At 63.3% G+C, this 16,046-nt stretch carries 14 protein-coding genes; 13 read left to right on the top strand and 1 reads right to left on the bottom strand.

From position 1 onward, the window contains the following. Positions 1-47 precede the first annotated feature (47 nt). The 10 genes from BN3789_RS03665 (at position 48) to htpG (ending at position 10,621) form a co-directional block, all read left to right on the top strand. The gene (locus BN3789_RS03665; RefSeq protein WP_066830072.1) at positions 48-1,322 is read left to right on the top strand and encodes an alpha-D-ribose 1-methylphosphonate 5-triphosphate diphosphatase; all 1,275 of its coding nucleotides are present in this window, start codon (positions 48-50) and stop codon (positions 1,320-1,322) included. After that, the gene (locus BN3789_RS03660) at positions 1,323-2,072 is read left to right on the top strand and encodes a phosphonate C-P lyase system protein PhnL (RefSeq protein ID WP_202615060.1); all 750 of its coding nucleotides are present in this window, start codon (positions 1,323-1,325) and stop codon (positions 2,070-2,072) included. A 39-nt stretch (positions 2,073-2,111) separates the two neighbouring features. After that, a complete protein-coding gene (locus BN3789_RS12300; protein ID WP_187119104.1) occupies positions 2,112-2,849 on the top strand; it encodes a GNAT family N-acetyltransferase in 738 nt (245 codons plus the stop codon). 206 nt (positions 2,850-3,055) lie between these two features. Continuing rightward, the gene (gene pstB / locus BN3789_RS03650) at positions 3,056-3,835 is read left to right on the top strand and encodes a phosphate ABC transporter ATP-binding protein PstB (protein ID WP_066830347.1); all 780 of its coding nucleotides are present in this window, start codon (positions 3,056-3,058) and stop codon (positions 3,833-3,835) included. Between the two features lie 86 nt (positions 3,836-3,921). Further along, a complete protein-coding gene (locus tag BN3789_RS03645; protein ID WP_066830068.1) occupies positions 3,922-4,602 on the top strand; it encodes a response regulator transcription factor in 681 nt (226 codons plus the stop codon). 27 nt (positions 4,603-4,629) lie between these two features. Then, positions 4,630-6,060, top strand: coding sequence for a sensor histidine kinase (locus BN3789_RS03640; protein ID WP_066830066.1), 1,431 nt, complete (start codon positions 4,630-4,632; stop codon positions 6,058-6,060). A 215-nt stretch (positions 6,061-6,275) separates the two neighbouring features. Beyond that, positions 6,276-6,938, top strand: coding sequence for a YveK family protein (locus tag BN3789_RS03635; protein WP_066830063.1), 663 nt, complete (start codon positions 6,276-6,278; stop codon positions 6,936-6,938). Between the two features lies 1 nt (position 6,939). Beyond that, entirely contained in the window at positions 6,940-7,743 is an 804-nt protein-coding gene (locus BN3789_RS03630) for a CpsD/CapB family tyrosine-protein kinase (protein ID WP_079989063.1), read from the top strand. 17 nt (positions 7,744-7,760) lie between these two features. Further along, the gene (locus BN3789_RS03625) at positions 7,761-8,411 is read left to right on the top strand and encodes a CpsB/CapC family capsule biosynthesis tyrosine phosphatase (RefSeq protein WP_066830060.1); all 651 of its coding nucleotides are present in this window, start codon (positions 7,761-7,763) and stop codon (positions 8,409-8,411) included. A gap of 176 nt (positions 8,412-8,587) precedes the next feature. Next, entirely contained in the window at positions 8,588-10,621 is a 2,034-nt protein-coding gene (gene htpG / locus BN3789_RS03620; protein ID WP_066830057.1) for a molecular chaperone HtpG, read from the top strand. Between the two features lie 752 nt (positions 10,622-11,373). On the opposite strand, the gene vsr is transcribed toward htpG, so the two are convergent. Beyond that, the gene (gene vsr / locus BN3789_RS12295) at positions 11,374-12,366 is read right to left on the bottom strand and encodes a DNA mismatch endonuclease Vsr (protein ID WP_079989062.1); all 993 of its coding nucleotides are present in this window, start codon (positions 12,364-12,366) and stop codon (positions 11,374-11,376) included. A gap of 359 nt (positions 12,367-12,725) precedes the next feature. Between vsr and BN3789_RS12625 the strand changes: the two genes are divergently transcribed. From BN3789_RS12625 to BN3789_RS03600, 3 genes are all read left to right on the top strand, one after another. Then, positions 12,726-12,887, top strand: a complete 162-nt coding sequence (locus tag BN3789_RS12625) for a hypothetical protein (protein ID WP_154018718.1) — start codon at positions 12,726-12,728, stop codon at positions 12,885-12,887. Positions 12,888-12,955: 68 nt separating this feature from the next. Further along, positions 12,956-13,846, top strand: a complete 891-nt coding sequence (locus tag BN3789_RS03605; protein ID WP_229254157.1) for an ABC transporter ATP-binding protein — start codon at positions 12,956-12,958, stop codon at positions 13,844-13,846. Continuing rightward, positions 13,836-16,034, top strand: a complete 2,199-nt coding sequence (locus tag BN3789_RS03600) for an FtsX-like permease family protein (RefSeq protein WP_066830051.1) — start codon at positions 13,836-13,838, stop codon at positions 16,032-16,034. Before BN3789_RS03605 ends, BN3789_RS03600 begins: the two co-directional genes overlap by 11 nt. The last annotated feature ends 12 nt before the right edge of the window (positions 16,035-16,046 follow it).

Genomic DNA, 16,046 nt, shown 5'->3' with positions numbered 1-16,046 from the left:
TTTTGAACCCGTCCCAAACGTATCACGCGATCCAAGGAGGTCGTTCCTTGTACGTCATTCGCAACGGAATCATCGTGCAGCCCGATCGGCTGCTGTTCGGCTACGAGCTCGTGGTGGTCGAGGACCGCATCGAGGCGATCCAGCGCCAAGGGGCGCTCGACGCCGAAGCGGCAGGTGCCGGTATCATCGATGCGCACGGGGGCTACGTGGTGCCCGGTCTCATCGATATCCATTCCGACTACATCGAGACGGTGATCTCACCGCGCCCGACGGTGCTGATGGATTTCCCGACCGCGCTGTTCGAGGCCGAGCGCGAGCTGCTCGCTCACGGCATCACGACGATGTTCCACTCCCTTTCGGTGTACGGCAACGACAAGATGGACGTCAAGCCGGTGCGCCAGTGGGACCGCACCGAGCAGATCATGGCGCTCATCTCGCGCGCCAAGCGCACCGAGGGCCGCAACGCCCATCTGATCCGCCACCGCCTGCACCTGCGTCTGGAGATCGATAACGTCAATCTGGTCGAGCAGGTCGAGCACCACCTGCGCGCCGGCGAGATCGACGAGCTCTCCTTCATGGACCACACGCCCGGCCAGGGCCAGTACCGCGACATGGAGATCTGGCGCAAGTCGTTCCGCGGCAAGTCGCTCTCCGAGCAGGAAGCCGCCGCCATGGCGGCCGACGCCCAGGCCGCGCCCAAGCTGAGCTACGAGCAGCTCAGCTACCTCGCCGGCATCGCGCGCGAGCAGGGCATCGCGCTGGCGAGCCACGATGACGACTCGATCGACAAGCTCGATCTCATGCGCGAGCTCGGCTGCACGATCTCCGAGTTCCCCATCTCGCAGGAGGTCGCCGCCGCCGCGGTCGAGCGCGGCATGTTCACGGTCATGGGCACCCCGAACATCCTGCTCGGCAAGAGCCATTCGGGCAACCTGTCCGCGCGCGACGCGGTGCGCGCCGGCGTGGCCCGCTGCCTGTGCTCGGACTACTATCCCACGGCCATGCTCCAAAGCGCGTTCGTGCTGCACCGCGACTTCAAGCTGCCGCTCGAGCAGGCGTTCGCCATGCTCACCATCAATCCCGCCCGCGCGGTCAAGATCGACGGCATGCTGGGCAGCCTCGAGGAGGGCAAGAAGGCCGACATCCTGGTGGTGCGCGAGGTCGAGGAGGGCCAGCGCTCCTATCCGGTCATCACGGCGACGCTGGTCGACGGCCGCGTGGTGAGCCGCATGTGGTACCCCGCCCTGCCGTCCATGTCGGCGCGCTTCGCCGTCGACGCGGCGACGCTCGAGGAGACCGTGACCGATCTGGAGGTGCGCTAGATGAATATCAGCTCGGTTGCCGTTTCCGGCGAGGCTCCGGCGCCCGCTGACGCCGTGCGCCCCATGCTCGACATCCAGGACCTGTCGAAGGGCTTTACCCTGCACGCCGCCGACCGCCGCGTGCGCGGCTGCGAGCGCATCTCGCTTTCCATCGCCCCCGGCGAGTTCGTGGGCATCACCGGCCGCTCCGGTTCGGGCAAGTCCACGATCCTCAAGTGCATCTACCGCACGAATCTGCCCGAGACCGGCTCCATCTGGTACGACTCGGCCGCGTTCGGAATGGTCGACCTTGCGCGGCTTGATGAGCGCCGCGTCATCTACCTGCGCAATTACGAGATCGGCTACATCTCCCAGTTCCTCGATTGCGTGCCGCGCACCACGGCGCGCGAGATCGTGGAGGCGAGCGCCGCCGAGGCGTTCGACGACCCGCGGGTGATCGAGTCCGAGACCGTGCGCATGCTCGAGCATTTCGATTTTCCCCGCGAGCTGTGGGATCTGTATCCCAACACCTTCTCCGGCGGCGAGAAGCTGCGCCTGAACATCGCCCGCGCCATGGTGCGCCGTCCGCGCCTGCTGCTGCTCGATGAGCCGACGGCGAGCCTGGACAACGCGAGCAAGGTCAAGGTCCGCGATCTGATCGAGCAGCTCAAGGAAGGCGGCACCACGATGCTCGGCATCTTCCATGACCTTGAGTTCATGGAAGGCGTCTGCGACCGCGAGTACAATATGCAGGCCGGCGAGATGCGCTAGCAGTCGCCGCCGCATCAGATGCATACAGGGGAGGTGCGCATGGGCGAGGCCTGGGATATCCGCATGGCGCGCGAGGACGACGCGCCGTCGATTTATCGGTTGGTATGCGAGCTTGAAGGCCAGCAGTTCGTCTACGACGCGTTCTTTCGGTCCTTTGCGTCGCAGCTTTCCGATCCTGCCGTGCACTGTCTGGTGCTCGAGGTGGACGGGCGCGTGGCCGGGTATCTCAACCTGCGCATCGATCACCATATTCATCATGCGCGTCCGACGGCGGAGATCCTTGAGCTCATCGTCTCTGCGGGCGAGCGTGGGGCCGGGCTGGGCGCCCGCCTTGTCGAGCGCGCCCGCCTGCTCGCGCAGGTCGTCGACGAGTTCTATCCCACACTGACCGAGCAGGACAAGCATGCGCGGATCGAGGTGCCCACAGGGCTCACGGTGCTCGTGGATGGCGACAAGATGGCGCGCGTGTTCAACAACGTCATGAAGAACGCGATCGCGTACAGCTACGAGGGCTCGACGATACTCATCTCGGCCGAGCGCGTGGATGCCGAGGTGCATATCCGGTTCGAGAACCAGGGCGACCCCATCCCGGCGCCGAAGCTCAAGGTCATTTTCGAGAAGTTCTACCGCCTGGACGCGGCACGCGCGACGAATCGCGGCGGCGCGGGCCTGGGCCTGGCGATCGCCAAGGAGATCGTCGTGGCGCATGGCGGAAACATCGCCTGCGAGTCCACGCCGGAGCACACCGTGTTCACCATCACCCTGCCCGACGCGTGAGGGACGCCGGGCGGATCCGGCAGGCAGCTTACAGTTCCCTGACAATTCGCTTTCAGCTGCATGAAACGCGGCTCGTATCCTAGAGCGAGCTATGACAGCTTGCTTGAGGAGGTAGCGGGTTGAACGAAATGGATCAGGAGCGCTCCGCGACGGCCGACGTGATGGCGCAGGCCCTCGAAGAGGCACACAAGCGTGAAATGGGCACGATGCCCTCGCAGGCACCCAAACCCGAGAACCCGATTCGCATGTCGGTCGAGCATCTCGACCTGTACTACGGCGACCATCAGGCGCTGAAGGATGTTTCCATCGACATCCGCGACCGCGAGATCACCTCGTTCATCGGTCCGTCCGGCTGCGGCAAGTCCACGCTGCTGCGCTGCCTGAACCGCATGAACGACATGGTCAAGGATTGTCGCATCGAGGGCAAGATCACCCTCGACGGCGACGATATCTACCAGGACTACAACGTCACCCGTCTGCGTCAGCAGGTGGGCATGGTGTTCCAGCGCCCCAACCCGTTCCCGATGAGCATCTTCGACAACGTCGCGTACGGTCCGCGCGGCCTCGGCATCAAGAACCACGCCGAGCTCGAGGAGATCGTCGAGGAGTCCCTGACCGGCGCCGGCCTGTGGGACGAGGTCAAAGACAAGCTCAAGCAGTCCGGTCTGGGCCTTTCCGGCGGCCAGCAGCAGCGCCTGTGCATCGCGCGCGCCATCGCCGTCAAGCCCCAGGTCCTGCTGATGGACGAGCCCACCTCGGCACTCGACCCCATCTCGACTGTCATGGTCGAGCAGCTCGCCATGGAGCTCAAGAAGGACTACACGCTCGTGGTCGTGACGCACAACATGCAGCAGGCGTCGCGCATCTCCGACTCGGTGGCGTTCTTCCTCCTCGGCGAGCTCGTGGAGCACGCGCCCACCGAGGAGCTGTTCAGCGCGCCCAAGGATAGCCGTACGTCCGACTACCTGACTGGTCGTTTTGGCTGATTGTCTGCCGCCGCGGTGCGGCGACCCGTGTTCTTCCCGCGGCGGTGTATGATACTCGTAAATGCAGCGGAAATCGGAGACGCGCGATGATCTATTACGTTGAGGACGACGACAACATCAGGGGGCTGACGCTGTATGCCCTGCGTCAGCAGGGTATCGAGGCGGAAGGCTTTTCGTGCGACAGCGAGTTCAAAGCCGCCGTGGCCCGTCGTGTTCCCGATGCCGTCCTTCTCGATATCATGCTTCCCGATACCGACGGTCTTGAGATCATGCGCCGCCTGCGCGCCATGCCCGAGACGGCGACCGTGCCCATCATGATGCTGACGGCCAAAGACACCGAGCTCGATAAGGTCGTGGCGCTCGATGGCGGTGCGGATGATTACCTCACCAAGCCGTTCTCGCTCATGGAGCTCACCAGCCGTTGCCGCGCCCTGCTGCGCCGCGGCGGCATGTCCAAGCAGGTGAGCGACGTGCTGTCCGCCGGCGGCATCGTTTTGTCGCCCAGCCATCGTCGCGTGACGGTCGATGGCGAAGAGGTCAAGCTCACGCTTCGCGAGTTCGACCTGCTCGAGTATCTCATGCGCAAGCCCGGCATCGTGTTCTCGCGCGAGGCCCTGCTGCAAAGCGTGTGGGGATGGGACTTCGACGGCGGCTCGCGTACCGTCGACGTGCACGTCCAGACGCTGCGCCAGAAGCTTGGCGACCGCGCCACCTGCATCGAGACCGTGCGCGGCGTGGGCTATCGCTTCGCCGGCCAAGAGGCCTGATGACTCGCGAGCCGGGCGCGTGATTCCATGACGCCTAAAAACAGCACGCATCATTCCCTGTCCCGCCGTGTGTTCGCCACCGTGTTCGCGGTGGCCATGCTCGTCGTGGTCGTGTTCTCGCTCGCCGGCACCGCCTACGTGCAGGGCAGGTTGGTGACTTTGGCGCACGAGGAGCTCGACAACCAGTCCGACGTCGTGGCGGCGGCGCTCAACAGCATGCCCGACGACAAGTTCCTGCTGAACCACCTCGACTTGAGCAATACGCGCATCACGCTGATCGACACCGACGGCACCGTGCTGTTCGACAGCGAGGCGGACGTGGAGGACATGCCCAACCATGCCAGCCGGCCCGAGGTCGTCGAGGCGTTCGAGACCGGACGCGGCGATTCTGAGCGCTCGAGCTCCACGCTCGGCGAAATCATGCTCTACGAGGCGGTCCGCCTGGATAACGGTGCGGTTTTGCGCCTCGCGCAGGAGCAGGATGGATACCTGTCTATTCTGGTCGGCATGATGCCGCCTCTGCTCGGCCTTGTGGCGCTCGGCGTGATCGTGTCCGTCGTGGCCGCGCGTCTGGAGTCGCGTGTCATCATCGCGCCGCTGCTCGAAGTCGATCTCGACCATCCCGTCCGCAACATCCAGGATGCCTACAGCGAGATGATCCCGATGCTCGACCGGATCGAGACGCAGCGCCAGGAGCTCAAGCGCCAGATGCGCGTCCTGGCGGACAACGACCGGATGCGCCGCGAGTTCACGGCCAACATCACGCATGAGCTGAAGACGCCGTTGACGGCGATTTCGGGATACGCCGAGCTGATCGCGAGCGGCATGGTTGCCGATGAGGAGGATCAGCGCGATTTCGCCCGCCGCATCCACAAGGAGGCCGGTCGCCTGACGGCGCTCGTCAACGATATCCTGACCTTGTCGAGCCTCGACGAGGCGGAGCGCGGCGACGCCGAGGTGTCCAACAGCGTGCTGGGTTCGCGCGAGCCGGTCGACCTGCCGCGCACGATCGACACCGTGTACCACCGTCTCGATACCGTCGCGGATGTCAACGGCATTACGCTGCAGCTGCGCGTCGAGCCGGCTATCGTGTTCGGCGTGCCGCGTCTGCTCGACGAGCTGGTGTACAACCTGGCGAGCAACGCCATCCGCTATAACAAACCCCACGGCTCGGTCACGCTGCGCTGCGGCATGGAGGACGGCGCCCCCTATGTCAGCGTGGAGGACACCGGCATCGGTATCGCTCCGGAGGAGCAGGACAAGATCTTCGAGCGCTTCTACCGGGTGGACAAGAGCCGCTCCAAGGCGCGCGGCGGCACCGGGCTGGGGCTCGCCATCGTCAAGCATGCCGCCATGTTCCACGATGCAACGATCTCGGTCGACAGCACGCTGGGGGAGGGAACAACCATCACGGTGCGCTTTCCCAAGGAGGCCATGCAGATCGAGGACCTGATGTAGCGACCGCTCCGCACGTTGCATTTGATAATCTCTGCATTTTTAACGAGAACGTCGTCCGTAATGTATAAACCCATCGTTTATGCGATTGTTTACGATACCATGTTGAAGGTTTACAAGATGGCAGCTGTTCTCGCGGGCCGCACGGTCTGCGTGGGCGAGCTGTCGTGTGCGCCGAGGACTCCCGGCGAGCAAGGGAATAGTGAAAGGTTCGTTCGATGACACTGCTCGAACTGTTCCAGCTGCTCAAGAAGCATATGCAGCTGGTGATTGTGCTTCCAGTTGCCTGTGCGTTGGTCATGGCCGTTGCCAGCTTCGCGGTCATGCGCAACACCTACACGGCCCAGACGAGCATGTACATCTTGGCGAGCTCGAGCGCGGCCCAGGGGCAGACGACCAACTACAACGAGCTCACGGCGAGCCAGCTTCTGGCCAACGACGTCGCCGCGCTGCTCGAGAGCGATCGAGTCAGGCAGGATGCCGCCGAGGCGCTCGGCCTCGAGGATCTCGATGACTTCGACATCAGCGTTGCGAGCGAGACGACGACCCGCGTCATCACCCTGTCGGTTGACGGTCCGGATGCCGAGAGCGCTGCCAGCGTCGCCAACGAGATGGCCCAGCAGGTTTCCGTCGTCGCCCAGGACGTCCAGGTCGCCGACAGCATCAACGTGATCGACGAGGCCGTCGCCCCCGATGCGCCGAGCGGCCCCAACCGCCTGCTCTACATCGCCGTCGCCTTCATGGCCGGTCTGTTTTTGGCTGTCGCCATCGTCGTCCTCATGGACATGCTCAACACGCGCGTCCGCAGCGCCGAGGACGCCGAGGAGCTGCTCGGTATCCCCGTGGTCGGTCGCATTCCTGCAATGAAGGGTGGTAAGTAACATGCCTAGGAGTAAAGCCACTGCCGATCGCCTCGTTGTTCAGAACGCGGCGAAGACCCTTCTTGCCAATATCCGCTTCGCAAGCCTTGACGACCCGATTCGCGTCATCACGGTCACCTCGACGGCGCCCAACGAGGGCAAGTCGACGGTTGCGCTCAACCTGGCGCAGGCCATCGCGACGAGCGGCAAGCGCGTCGTGCTGGTCGAGTGCGACATGCGCCGCCGCAGCATGGCCGACATGATCGGCGTCCATTCGCGCGGCGGTCTGTACGCCGTGCTCTCCGAGCAGATGCGTCTTGAGGATGCCGTCGTCGAGACCAGCCAGAAGAACCTGTTCTTCCTGGACTCCGAGCCGCATATCCCCAATCCCGCCGATATCATTGCTTCCCGTCGCTTCGCGAATCTGGTGAAGGCGCTGAAGTCCACGTTCCAGTACGTGATCTTCGATACGCCTCCCGTGGGCACGTTCATCGACGCCGCCGAGGTCGGTCATCTGTCCGACGGCCTCCTGTTCGTCATCCGCGAGAACTTCACCAAGCGCGCCGAGATCGTGGCGGCCGTCGACCAGCTCAAGAAGGCCGAGGTCAACATCATCGGCACGGTCATGAACTACTGCGAGACCGAGGTCAGCGACTACTACTATTCGTATTACACCAAGGACGGCAAGAAGGTTCGCACCTCCGACACCTCCGATGCGCCCGCGGCCGCTCCGGCGCGGGCTGCCGCCGACACGCGCGGTGCCGCCCAGGGCGTCGTTCCGTCGACCGGTCTCACCTCTAAGAGCCGCACATCTCGCCGTTCGTAAGCGAGCCTGTCCCGACCATGCGCGATATCCACAGCCATATCCTTCCGGGAGTTGATGACGGGGCCGCGGACCTCGACGAGAGCCTTGCCATGCTCGAGGCCGCGAAGGCCGCGGGCGTGACCAGCATCGTGTGCACGCCGCACTGCCGCGACCCCTACTTCGACTACGACGCCATGTGGGATGCCTATGAGCTGCTCGTCGCGCATGCGGATGGATTTCCCTTGCAGATGGGATTCGAGGTCAACCATGCCAAGCTCATGGACCTTGGCATGGATTGGGTCGACTATCTGCACTTCGATGGAACGAACGAGTTCTTGCTCGAGCTGTCGACGCATGCGGGCAAACTCGAGTTCCAGGAGTATGAGCGCACGATCTACGAGCTTCAGGGTCGAGGCTACGAGGTCATCATCGCGCATCCCGAGCGGTATCGGGCCATCCAGGACGACCTCAACGTCGCCGTCCGCCTGATGCGCATGGGGTGCAAGCTGCAGGCGTCCGCGGACTTTATCGCAGGCGGCCGCCTGGGTCGCGAGAAGCGTCCCGCCAAGCTCATGTTCGACGAGTTCATGTACTCCTACATCGCGAGCGATGCCCATATCCCCGAGCATTACCGCTATCTCGCCGAAGCGCGCGCCAAGTTCCTCATCCGCGGCCGCCACATGCGCTAATTGACCGGTTTGTCCGGTTGCTATCCTGGCATAGATAAAACTCCAGAAATCAGTTGGATTGTTGCGCCCTGTTGCGCTCAATTGCGCCTTTTCTGCTCGATCTGAATACTTGCGCGCCCTATGGTTATAAAATCTAAGTCTGAATACATCAGGTTTGGGAACCGGAAAGGATGCATATGCGCGAGTTCAAGACAGAGAGCAAAAAGCTGCTCGACCTCATGATCAACTCCATCTACACCAACAAGGAGATCTTCCTGCGCGAGCTCATCTCCAACGCGTCGGACGCTGTCGACAAGCTGAATTTCAAGAGCCTCTCCGACGAAAGCGTCAAGCTGGATGATGAGGACCTGGCAATCCGCGTGTCGTTTGACAAGGACGCGCGCACGCTCACCATCTCGGATAACGGCATCGGTATGACGGGCGAGGAGCTTGAGAAGAACCTCGGCACCATCGCGCATTCCGGAAGCCAGGAGTTCAAGGCGGAAAACGCCGAGAGCCAGGGCGACGCGGTGGATATCATCGGCCAGTTCGGCGTGGGCTTCTACTCGGCGTTCATGGTCGCCAAGCACGTGCGCGTCGTGAGCCGCGCATTCGGTTCCAACGAGGCCAACGTCTGGGAGAGCGACGGCCTTGAGGGCTATACCATCGAGCCGGGCGAGCGCGATGGCCACGGCACCGACATCATCCTGACGCTGCGCGACAACGAGCAGGGCGCCAACGGCGAGCCGGGCGAGGACTACGATCGCTATCTGTCCGAGTGGGGGCTGAAGGATCTGATCAAGCGCTACAGCAACTATGTGCGCTATCCCATTCAGATGATGGTCACCAAGAGTCGCCAGAAGCCCAAGCCCGAGGACGCGGGCGACGATTACACGCCCGAGTACGAGGACTATCAGGAGCTCGAGACCATCAATTCCATGACGCCGATCTGGAAGAAGCATTCCTCCGATGTCGAGCAGTCCGACTACAACGAGTTCTACAAGTCCACGTTCCACGACTTTGAGGATCCGGCGCGCACCGTCAGCTTCCATGCCGAGGGCACGCTCGAGTACGACGCGCTTCTGTTCATCCCCGGCCGTGCGCCGTTCGACCTGTACAGCAGGGATTACGAAAAGGGACTGGCGCTGTACAGCTCCAACGTCCTCATCATGGAGAAGTGCGCCGACCTGCTGCCGGATTACTACAACTTCGTCCGCGGCGTGGTCGATTCGGCCGATGTGTCGCTCAACATTTCGCGTGAGACGCTCCAGCACGATCGCCAGCTGCGCGCCATCGCCCGCCGTGTCGAGAAGAAGATCACGAGCGAGCTCGAGAGCATGCGCGATGACGATCGCGACGCCTATGAGACGTTCTTCGAGAACTTCGGCCGTGGCCTCAAGTACGGCATCTATTCGAGCTACGGCATGAAGGCCGATGAGCTTGCCGACCTGCTGCTGTTCTACAGCGCGCGCGAGAAGAAGATGATGACGCTGTCCGAGTACGCGCACGCCATGCCCGAGGGGCAGAAGGCCATCTACTACGCTGCCGGCGATTCGCGCGAGCGTCTGGAGAAGATGCCGGTCGTGACCGGTGTGCTGGCGCGCGGCTACGACGTCTTGCTGCTTACGCAGGATGTGGACGAGTTCACCTTCCAGGCCATGCGCGAGTATGTGGCGAAGGACATGCCGAAGGTCTACGAGGACGACGCCGCCAAGGAGGCTGCCGCCAAGGCTGTGGCCGATGGTGCCGAGCCTGAGCTCGAGGATCGTCATCTGGAGCTCAAGAACGTCGCGACGGGCGACCTCGACCTGGCGACGGAGGACGAGAAGAAGGATGCCGAGGAGGCGACCAAGGAGAACGGCGACCTGTTCGAGGCCATGAAGGACGCCCTGGGCGACAAGGTCGAGAAGGTCGCGGTGTCGGCGCGCCTGGTGGGCGAGAGCGAGTCTCCGGCGTGCATCACCACGGAAGGCCCGCTGTCGCTCGAGATGGAGAAGGTGCTTCAGCGCGGTCCCGAGGGCGATCTCGACGGTCTGCCCAAGACGCAGCGCGTGCTCGAGCTGAACGCCAAGCATCCGGTGTTCGCCAAGCTCGTCGCCGCCCAGAAGGATGGCGACGCCGAGAAGGTCAAGCTGTACGCCGGCCTGCTGTACAATCAGGCCCTGCTGGTCGAAGGCATCCTGCCCGAGGATCCCGTGGCGTTTGCCGCGAGCGTCTGCGAGCTGATGTAGTCGGAGGCTCACGTATCGACCGCGTTCGCGGGTTGGCCGGGGACGGGTTCGTTCCAACCCATGCCTGGCTCCGCGGCGGCCGGGCGCCCGTGCAAATCGGGGACGTACCTTCCGCATGCACGTTTGCACGCCGGGGACACCCCTTCGGCGCACGCCAGCACGAGCTCTCCGTATCCACGGTGCCTTAACAGAGGTTCATACAATAAGGACCCCGAAGGGTGTGAAACCCTTCGGGGTCCTTTTCATGTAGGGGCACGGTTTAGGCTTTACGCCACGATGCACTGCTGCAGGTTCGTCTCGTCCAGGGCGTCCAAGAGGCGATGGAAGGAATCCTGCAGGTTGACGCCTTGATCCTGAGAGCGATGATGCTTCTGATCAGAAACGGTGGAGCCGAGGAGGCCTGTTCTCTGTGTCGGGGGGAAGGAGAAACCGTCTGCATGTTGGGATGGTTGCAATGGTAACCATGCTTTTGCTGCTCTTTGGGAAGGATGCATGCTCGGCCTCCTCGCTCATCCACCAAATGGCACATCCGGTGTTGCTGCTGGTTCGGATGTGTTGTCCTCATTATGACCAGCTGGCATCAACACCATGACTTAAGAGGTCCTTACGACTGTTTGTCCGTTCTGTGACAAGGTATCTGACGTGCGAAAACGGGCGAAATTATCGCTGCTTACCTCATGTGAACCTCAAGAAAATGTGTGCGCCCTGTGGGTGCAGGCGCCTCGCTCGGAGCCGCCTGCACCCACAGGTGATCAATCGGCGTTTCCTCGGCTTGCGGAGTTGATCTGATCGATAACGCGCGCCATCGTCTCGTCGATGCGGTCGCGCTTGAGCTCGCACTCCCAGATGGTGATGGCAAGCCACCCCATCTGCTCGAGTTCGGCGACGGCCCGTGCGTCGCGCTCGACGTTGCGGCGAAACTTGGCCTCCCAGAACTCCGTGTTTCGCTTCGGCGTGCTGGGATGGCAGTGCGGGCACCGGTGCCAGAAGCAGCCGTTGACGAAGATGGCGATCTTCCTGCCGGGGAAGGCGATGTCGGGACGGCCGGGCGCCTTCTTCCACTGCAGGCGGTACCCGGTGAGGCCGGCGGCGCGCAGGCGCTGGCGAACGAGCATCTCGGGTTTGGTGTCGGCCCGCTTGTTGCCCTTCATCGATTTCTTGATGGCGGCGCGCCTGCGGACCAACTCGGTCTCCGCAGCGCTCAGATCCGAGGTGTCGATGCCGTCAAGCAGGTCTTTCTTGCGCTTCTTGCCCGGCTTGCGACCGGAGGCGCGCCGCGGCGTGCGCCCTGCAGCTTCAGTCTCTTGCGCCGAGCGCTGCTGAGGCACCTCGGCGGTATCGTCCAGCTCGACCAGGGCCTGTACCAGCCCTTGGTCGGCGGGCATCCATTCGAGCGTTGCGAGCGAGCGCCGGCTTACCCAGCGAAGGTCCATCTGGCGGTCGTTGCGCTGCGGTTCGGTGTTGTCGCCCGTCTCGTCGATGCGGCAGAAGAAGCACTCCATCGACAGATGGAAGTCGTCGTAATCGTACTCGACGGTATAGAAGTTGCGCAGGCTGACGATGCGCACCTGCAGCTCTTCGGCCAGCTCGCGCACGCATGCCTGCTCGGGCGTCTCGCCGCGCTCGACTTTGCCGCCCGGGAACTCCCAGAGGCCCTGCATGGAACCGTATCCCCGCTGCACGGCGAGTACCTCGTCGCCCTTGTCGCGCCGAATGATTCCTGCTGCTACATGAACTGTTTTCACCGTATGCGATCCTATCCGAACAATCGATCGAAGGCCATTGTACACGACGCGGCATCTCGCATCTGCCGCAGGAAACGCTGATCAATTCATTCCGCGCCGGCCGACCCCGTGCCGGGCGCCTGCGGGCTCAGGCTGCGTCGGCGCAGCACCACTGCGCCTTCCTCGCCTTCGCGCGCATCCGCCTCGCCACGGGACCGGCCGCCGCGAAAGCAATTGACCAGCGTTTCCCTGGAAACGCGAACCCCGCCGCCTCCTTAAGCCTCCCTTAACCAACCTTACAAAACCGCAATCAAGGTGTAAGCCAAATCGATGGCTCCCGTTCGGCCGTGCTGCGACTATAGGGTCAGGAGGTGGTTGTCATGGAGGCAACGAACATGAACCCGTATCAGCGCAACCCGTATGATGTGAAGCAGAAAAAGCAGGGTGTTGGGATGAGTGCGCTCGAGATGGTCTTGTGGCTGCTGGTTATGGCAGCGCTCTCGATCGTCATGATCTGGCTGCTCTGGACCAATTCCAGGTAGCCGTGCGTCTTCTCGGGCGAGCCGGTCTGTTGCCGGCTCGCCCGCAATGAGTGAAAGGAACGTTTGCCATGAGAAAGCAGACCGTGCAGGCCGATCACATCGATGCGACCGCGCCGCGCGTCCACATGACCCTGCCCACCACGCCGCGCGGGGGTGCCGAGGCGCCCCGCCACGCCGCACCGGCCGCGACGGCGCAGCCGGTGCTCGACGTACGTCACGTCGAGAAGGTCTACGGCGCGCGCAACAACGTGACGCGTGCGCTCGCGGACGTCTCGTTTACCGTCGCGCGCGGCGAGTTCGTCGGCATTATGGGCGCGTCGGGATCGGGAAAGTCGACGCTGCTCAACTGCATCTCCACCATCGATGCCGTGACCAGCGGCAACGTGCTGGTCGGCGGCGTGGACGTTACGGGCATGAAGTCATCCAAGCTGACGAAATTCCGTCGCGAGCAGCTCGGCTTCATCTTCCAGGATTCCAACCTGCTCGACACGCTGACCGCGCGAGAGAACATCGCGCTGCCGCTTACCATCAGCCGCGTGCCGGCCGCCGAGGTGCTTCGCCGCGTGGAGGCCACCGCGCAGCGCCTCTCCATCGCCGAGGTGCTCGACAAGTATCCCTACCAGATGTCGGGCGGCCAACAGCAGCGCGTCGCCGCCGCTCGCGCGCTCGTGACCGATCCGGCCATCATCATGGCGGACGAGCCTACCGGCGCGCTCGATTCCAAGAACGCGCGCCTGCTGCTCGAGTGCTTCGAGACCATGAACCACGACTACCAGGCGACGGTGCTCATGGTCACGCACGACAGCTTCGCGGCGAGCTACACGCATCGCGTGCTGTTCATCCGCGATGGCCGCATCTTCACCGAGCTGCGCCGCGGCTCGTCGACCCGTCAGGCGTTCTTCGAGCGGATCATGGAGGTCGTTGCCATGATGGGCGGTGAGGGTTCCGATGCTTTGTAAGCTTGCGCTGGGTAACGTGCGCCGGGCGGGAAGAGACTACCTGGTCTACCTGCTGACCCTCACGCTTGCCGTCACGGTGTTCTACGCGTTCAACACCATTTCCATCCAGGTCGACCTGGCCGATATCGCCAGCGAGGGCCTGGCGACCTCGCTCGGCGGCATCATCAGCGGTCTGACGGTGTTTCTGGCCATAGTCATGGGCTTCCTCATGGTCTACGCCAACAACTTCATCATGAAGCGACGCAAGAAGGAGTTCGGCCTCTATCAGGTTTTGGGCATGAGCCGCGGCCAGGTGGCGCGCGTGATGGCGCTGGAGACCTTCATCGTGTCGGCGGCGGCCCTTGTGCTCGGCATCGTGCTGGGGCTTGCGCTCTCATGGCTCATGACGTTTTTCACGGCCTCGCTCTTCAAAACCCAGATCGCCGACTTCCATTTCTTCTTCTCGATCAGCGCCCTGTTCATCACGGTGGTCTGCCTGCTGGCGATTTTTGCGGTCACGCTCGTGTTCAACCTGCGCGTGGTGGCGCGCGCCCGCGTCATTGACCTGATGAGCGCCGGGCGGCAGAACGAGGCCATCCGGACGCGCAACCCTTGGGTCGCCGCGGCGGTCTTCCTCGTCGGCTTGGCGGCGATCGTGGTGGCCTACGTGCGCCTGCTGAACGATGGCCTGCCCTACGACGGATCGCCCGAGGGGATGCAGAAGTTCCTGATCACCACCGTGACCGTCGTGATCGGCACCATCCTGTTCTTCTTTGGGCTCTCGGGCTTTTTGCTCAAGGCGCTGCAGGCGGCGCGCGGCCTGTACTGGCGCGGCCTGAACATGGTGACCATGCGCCAGCTCGCCGCCAAGGTGAATACGGTGAGCTTCTCGATGGCCATGATCGCGATGCTGCTGTTCTTGGCCATCACCTCGGTGACCGCGGGCATGTCGCTCGCCGACGTGATGAACACCTCGGTGGAGCGGGGCACGCCGGTCGACTACACGACGGTAGTCGTCTACTACAGCGGTTCCACCGTAGATGAGCTGAACGCCGATCCCACGGTTACGGGCGGCGAGGGCGGCGTGGTGTTCGCCGAGGCCGAGGAGCCCGTGGACGTCATGGAGATGAGCCGCCGGCAGACCGTCAACGCGGGGACAGACGATGCGCAGCCCTTCGATTTGGCCTCGATTGCCGGAAGCTCCATCCAGGTGGACCTCTTCGAATCCACGCCGCGCGGCGCCGACATGCCCGTCGTGAACCTGTTGGACCTCTGCGAGGAGGTGGACGAGGAGCTTCCCCAGGGCATCGACGAGACCGGGGTGTCCGGACTCGGCCTGACGGTGATGCGTGAGAGCAACTATAACGAATACCTGAGGTTCCGCGGGATGGACCCCATCGTCTTGGGCGAGGACGGCTATACGATCCTGTCCGATATGGGCGAGAGCGTGAACCGTATCTACGACAAGGTGCTGGGCGAAGGCGTTGAGCTGACCATCGGCGGGCGCGTGCTGTACCCGGTGCAGGACCGCGTGAACGAGGACGCGAGCACGTTCGTCAACGCGATGTTCGGCATGAACTCCGGCACGATCGTGCTGCCCGACAGCCTGGTGGATCAGCTGGACCTGCCGCCGTACCAGAGCTATCTCATGCTCAACTACGCCGACGGGGTGAACCCCGACGACGCCGACGCCTACATCGGCGAGTACCGTGAGTACGGCGACATCACCGATACCGCGGGCAACCTCGTCGGTGCGTGGGGCGTCGAGGCGACGCGCACCTCGACCTACGAGAGCGTGGACTCCATGAACGGCCTGATCTCGTATTTGGCGATCTACATCGGTTTCGTGCTGGTGGTGGCGTGCGCGGCGATTCTCACCATCCAGCAGCTCTCGGGCGTGTCGGACGCCAGCAAGAACTACCGGATCCTGGCGGAGCTCGGCACCTCGGACCGCGAGATCTCGCATTCGGTGCTGGTGCAGCAGACGATCTTCTTCGTGTTCCCCGTGGTGGTGGGTGTCGCCCACTCGATCGTGGCGCTGTCGATCATCATCGATCTGGTCGAGGTGTTCGGCGGCCTGACGATCGGAGGCACCGTCGGCTTCACCACGCTGATCTTCCTGATCGCCTATGGCGGCTACTTCTGCGTGACCTACCTCATGAGCAAGGGCATCGTGCGCGACGCGATCCGCACGCGCCATGCGCAATAGGGGGTTGACCGT

Origin of the sequence: Collinsella ihumii (genome assembly GCF_900046475.1) — a bacterium.
GTDB classification, from domain to species: domain Bacteria; phylum Actinomycetota; class Coriobacteriia; order Coriobacteriales; family Coriobacteriaceae; genus Collinsella; species Collinsella ihumii.
The sequence above is the reverse complement of the archived record's forward strand: the minus strand, read 5'-3'. Positions and strand labels throughout refer to the sequence as shown.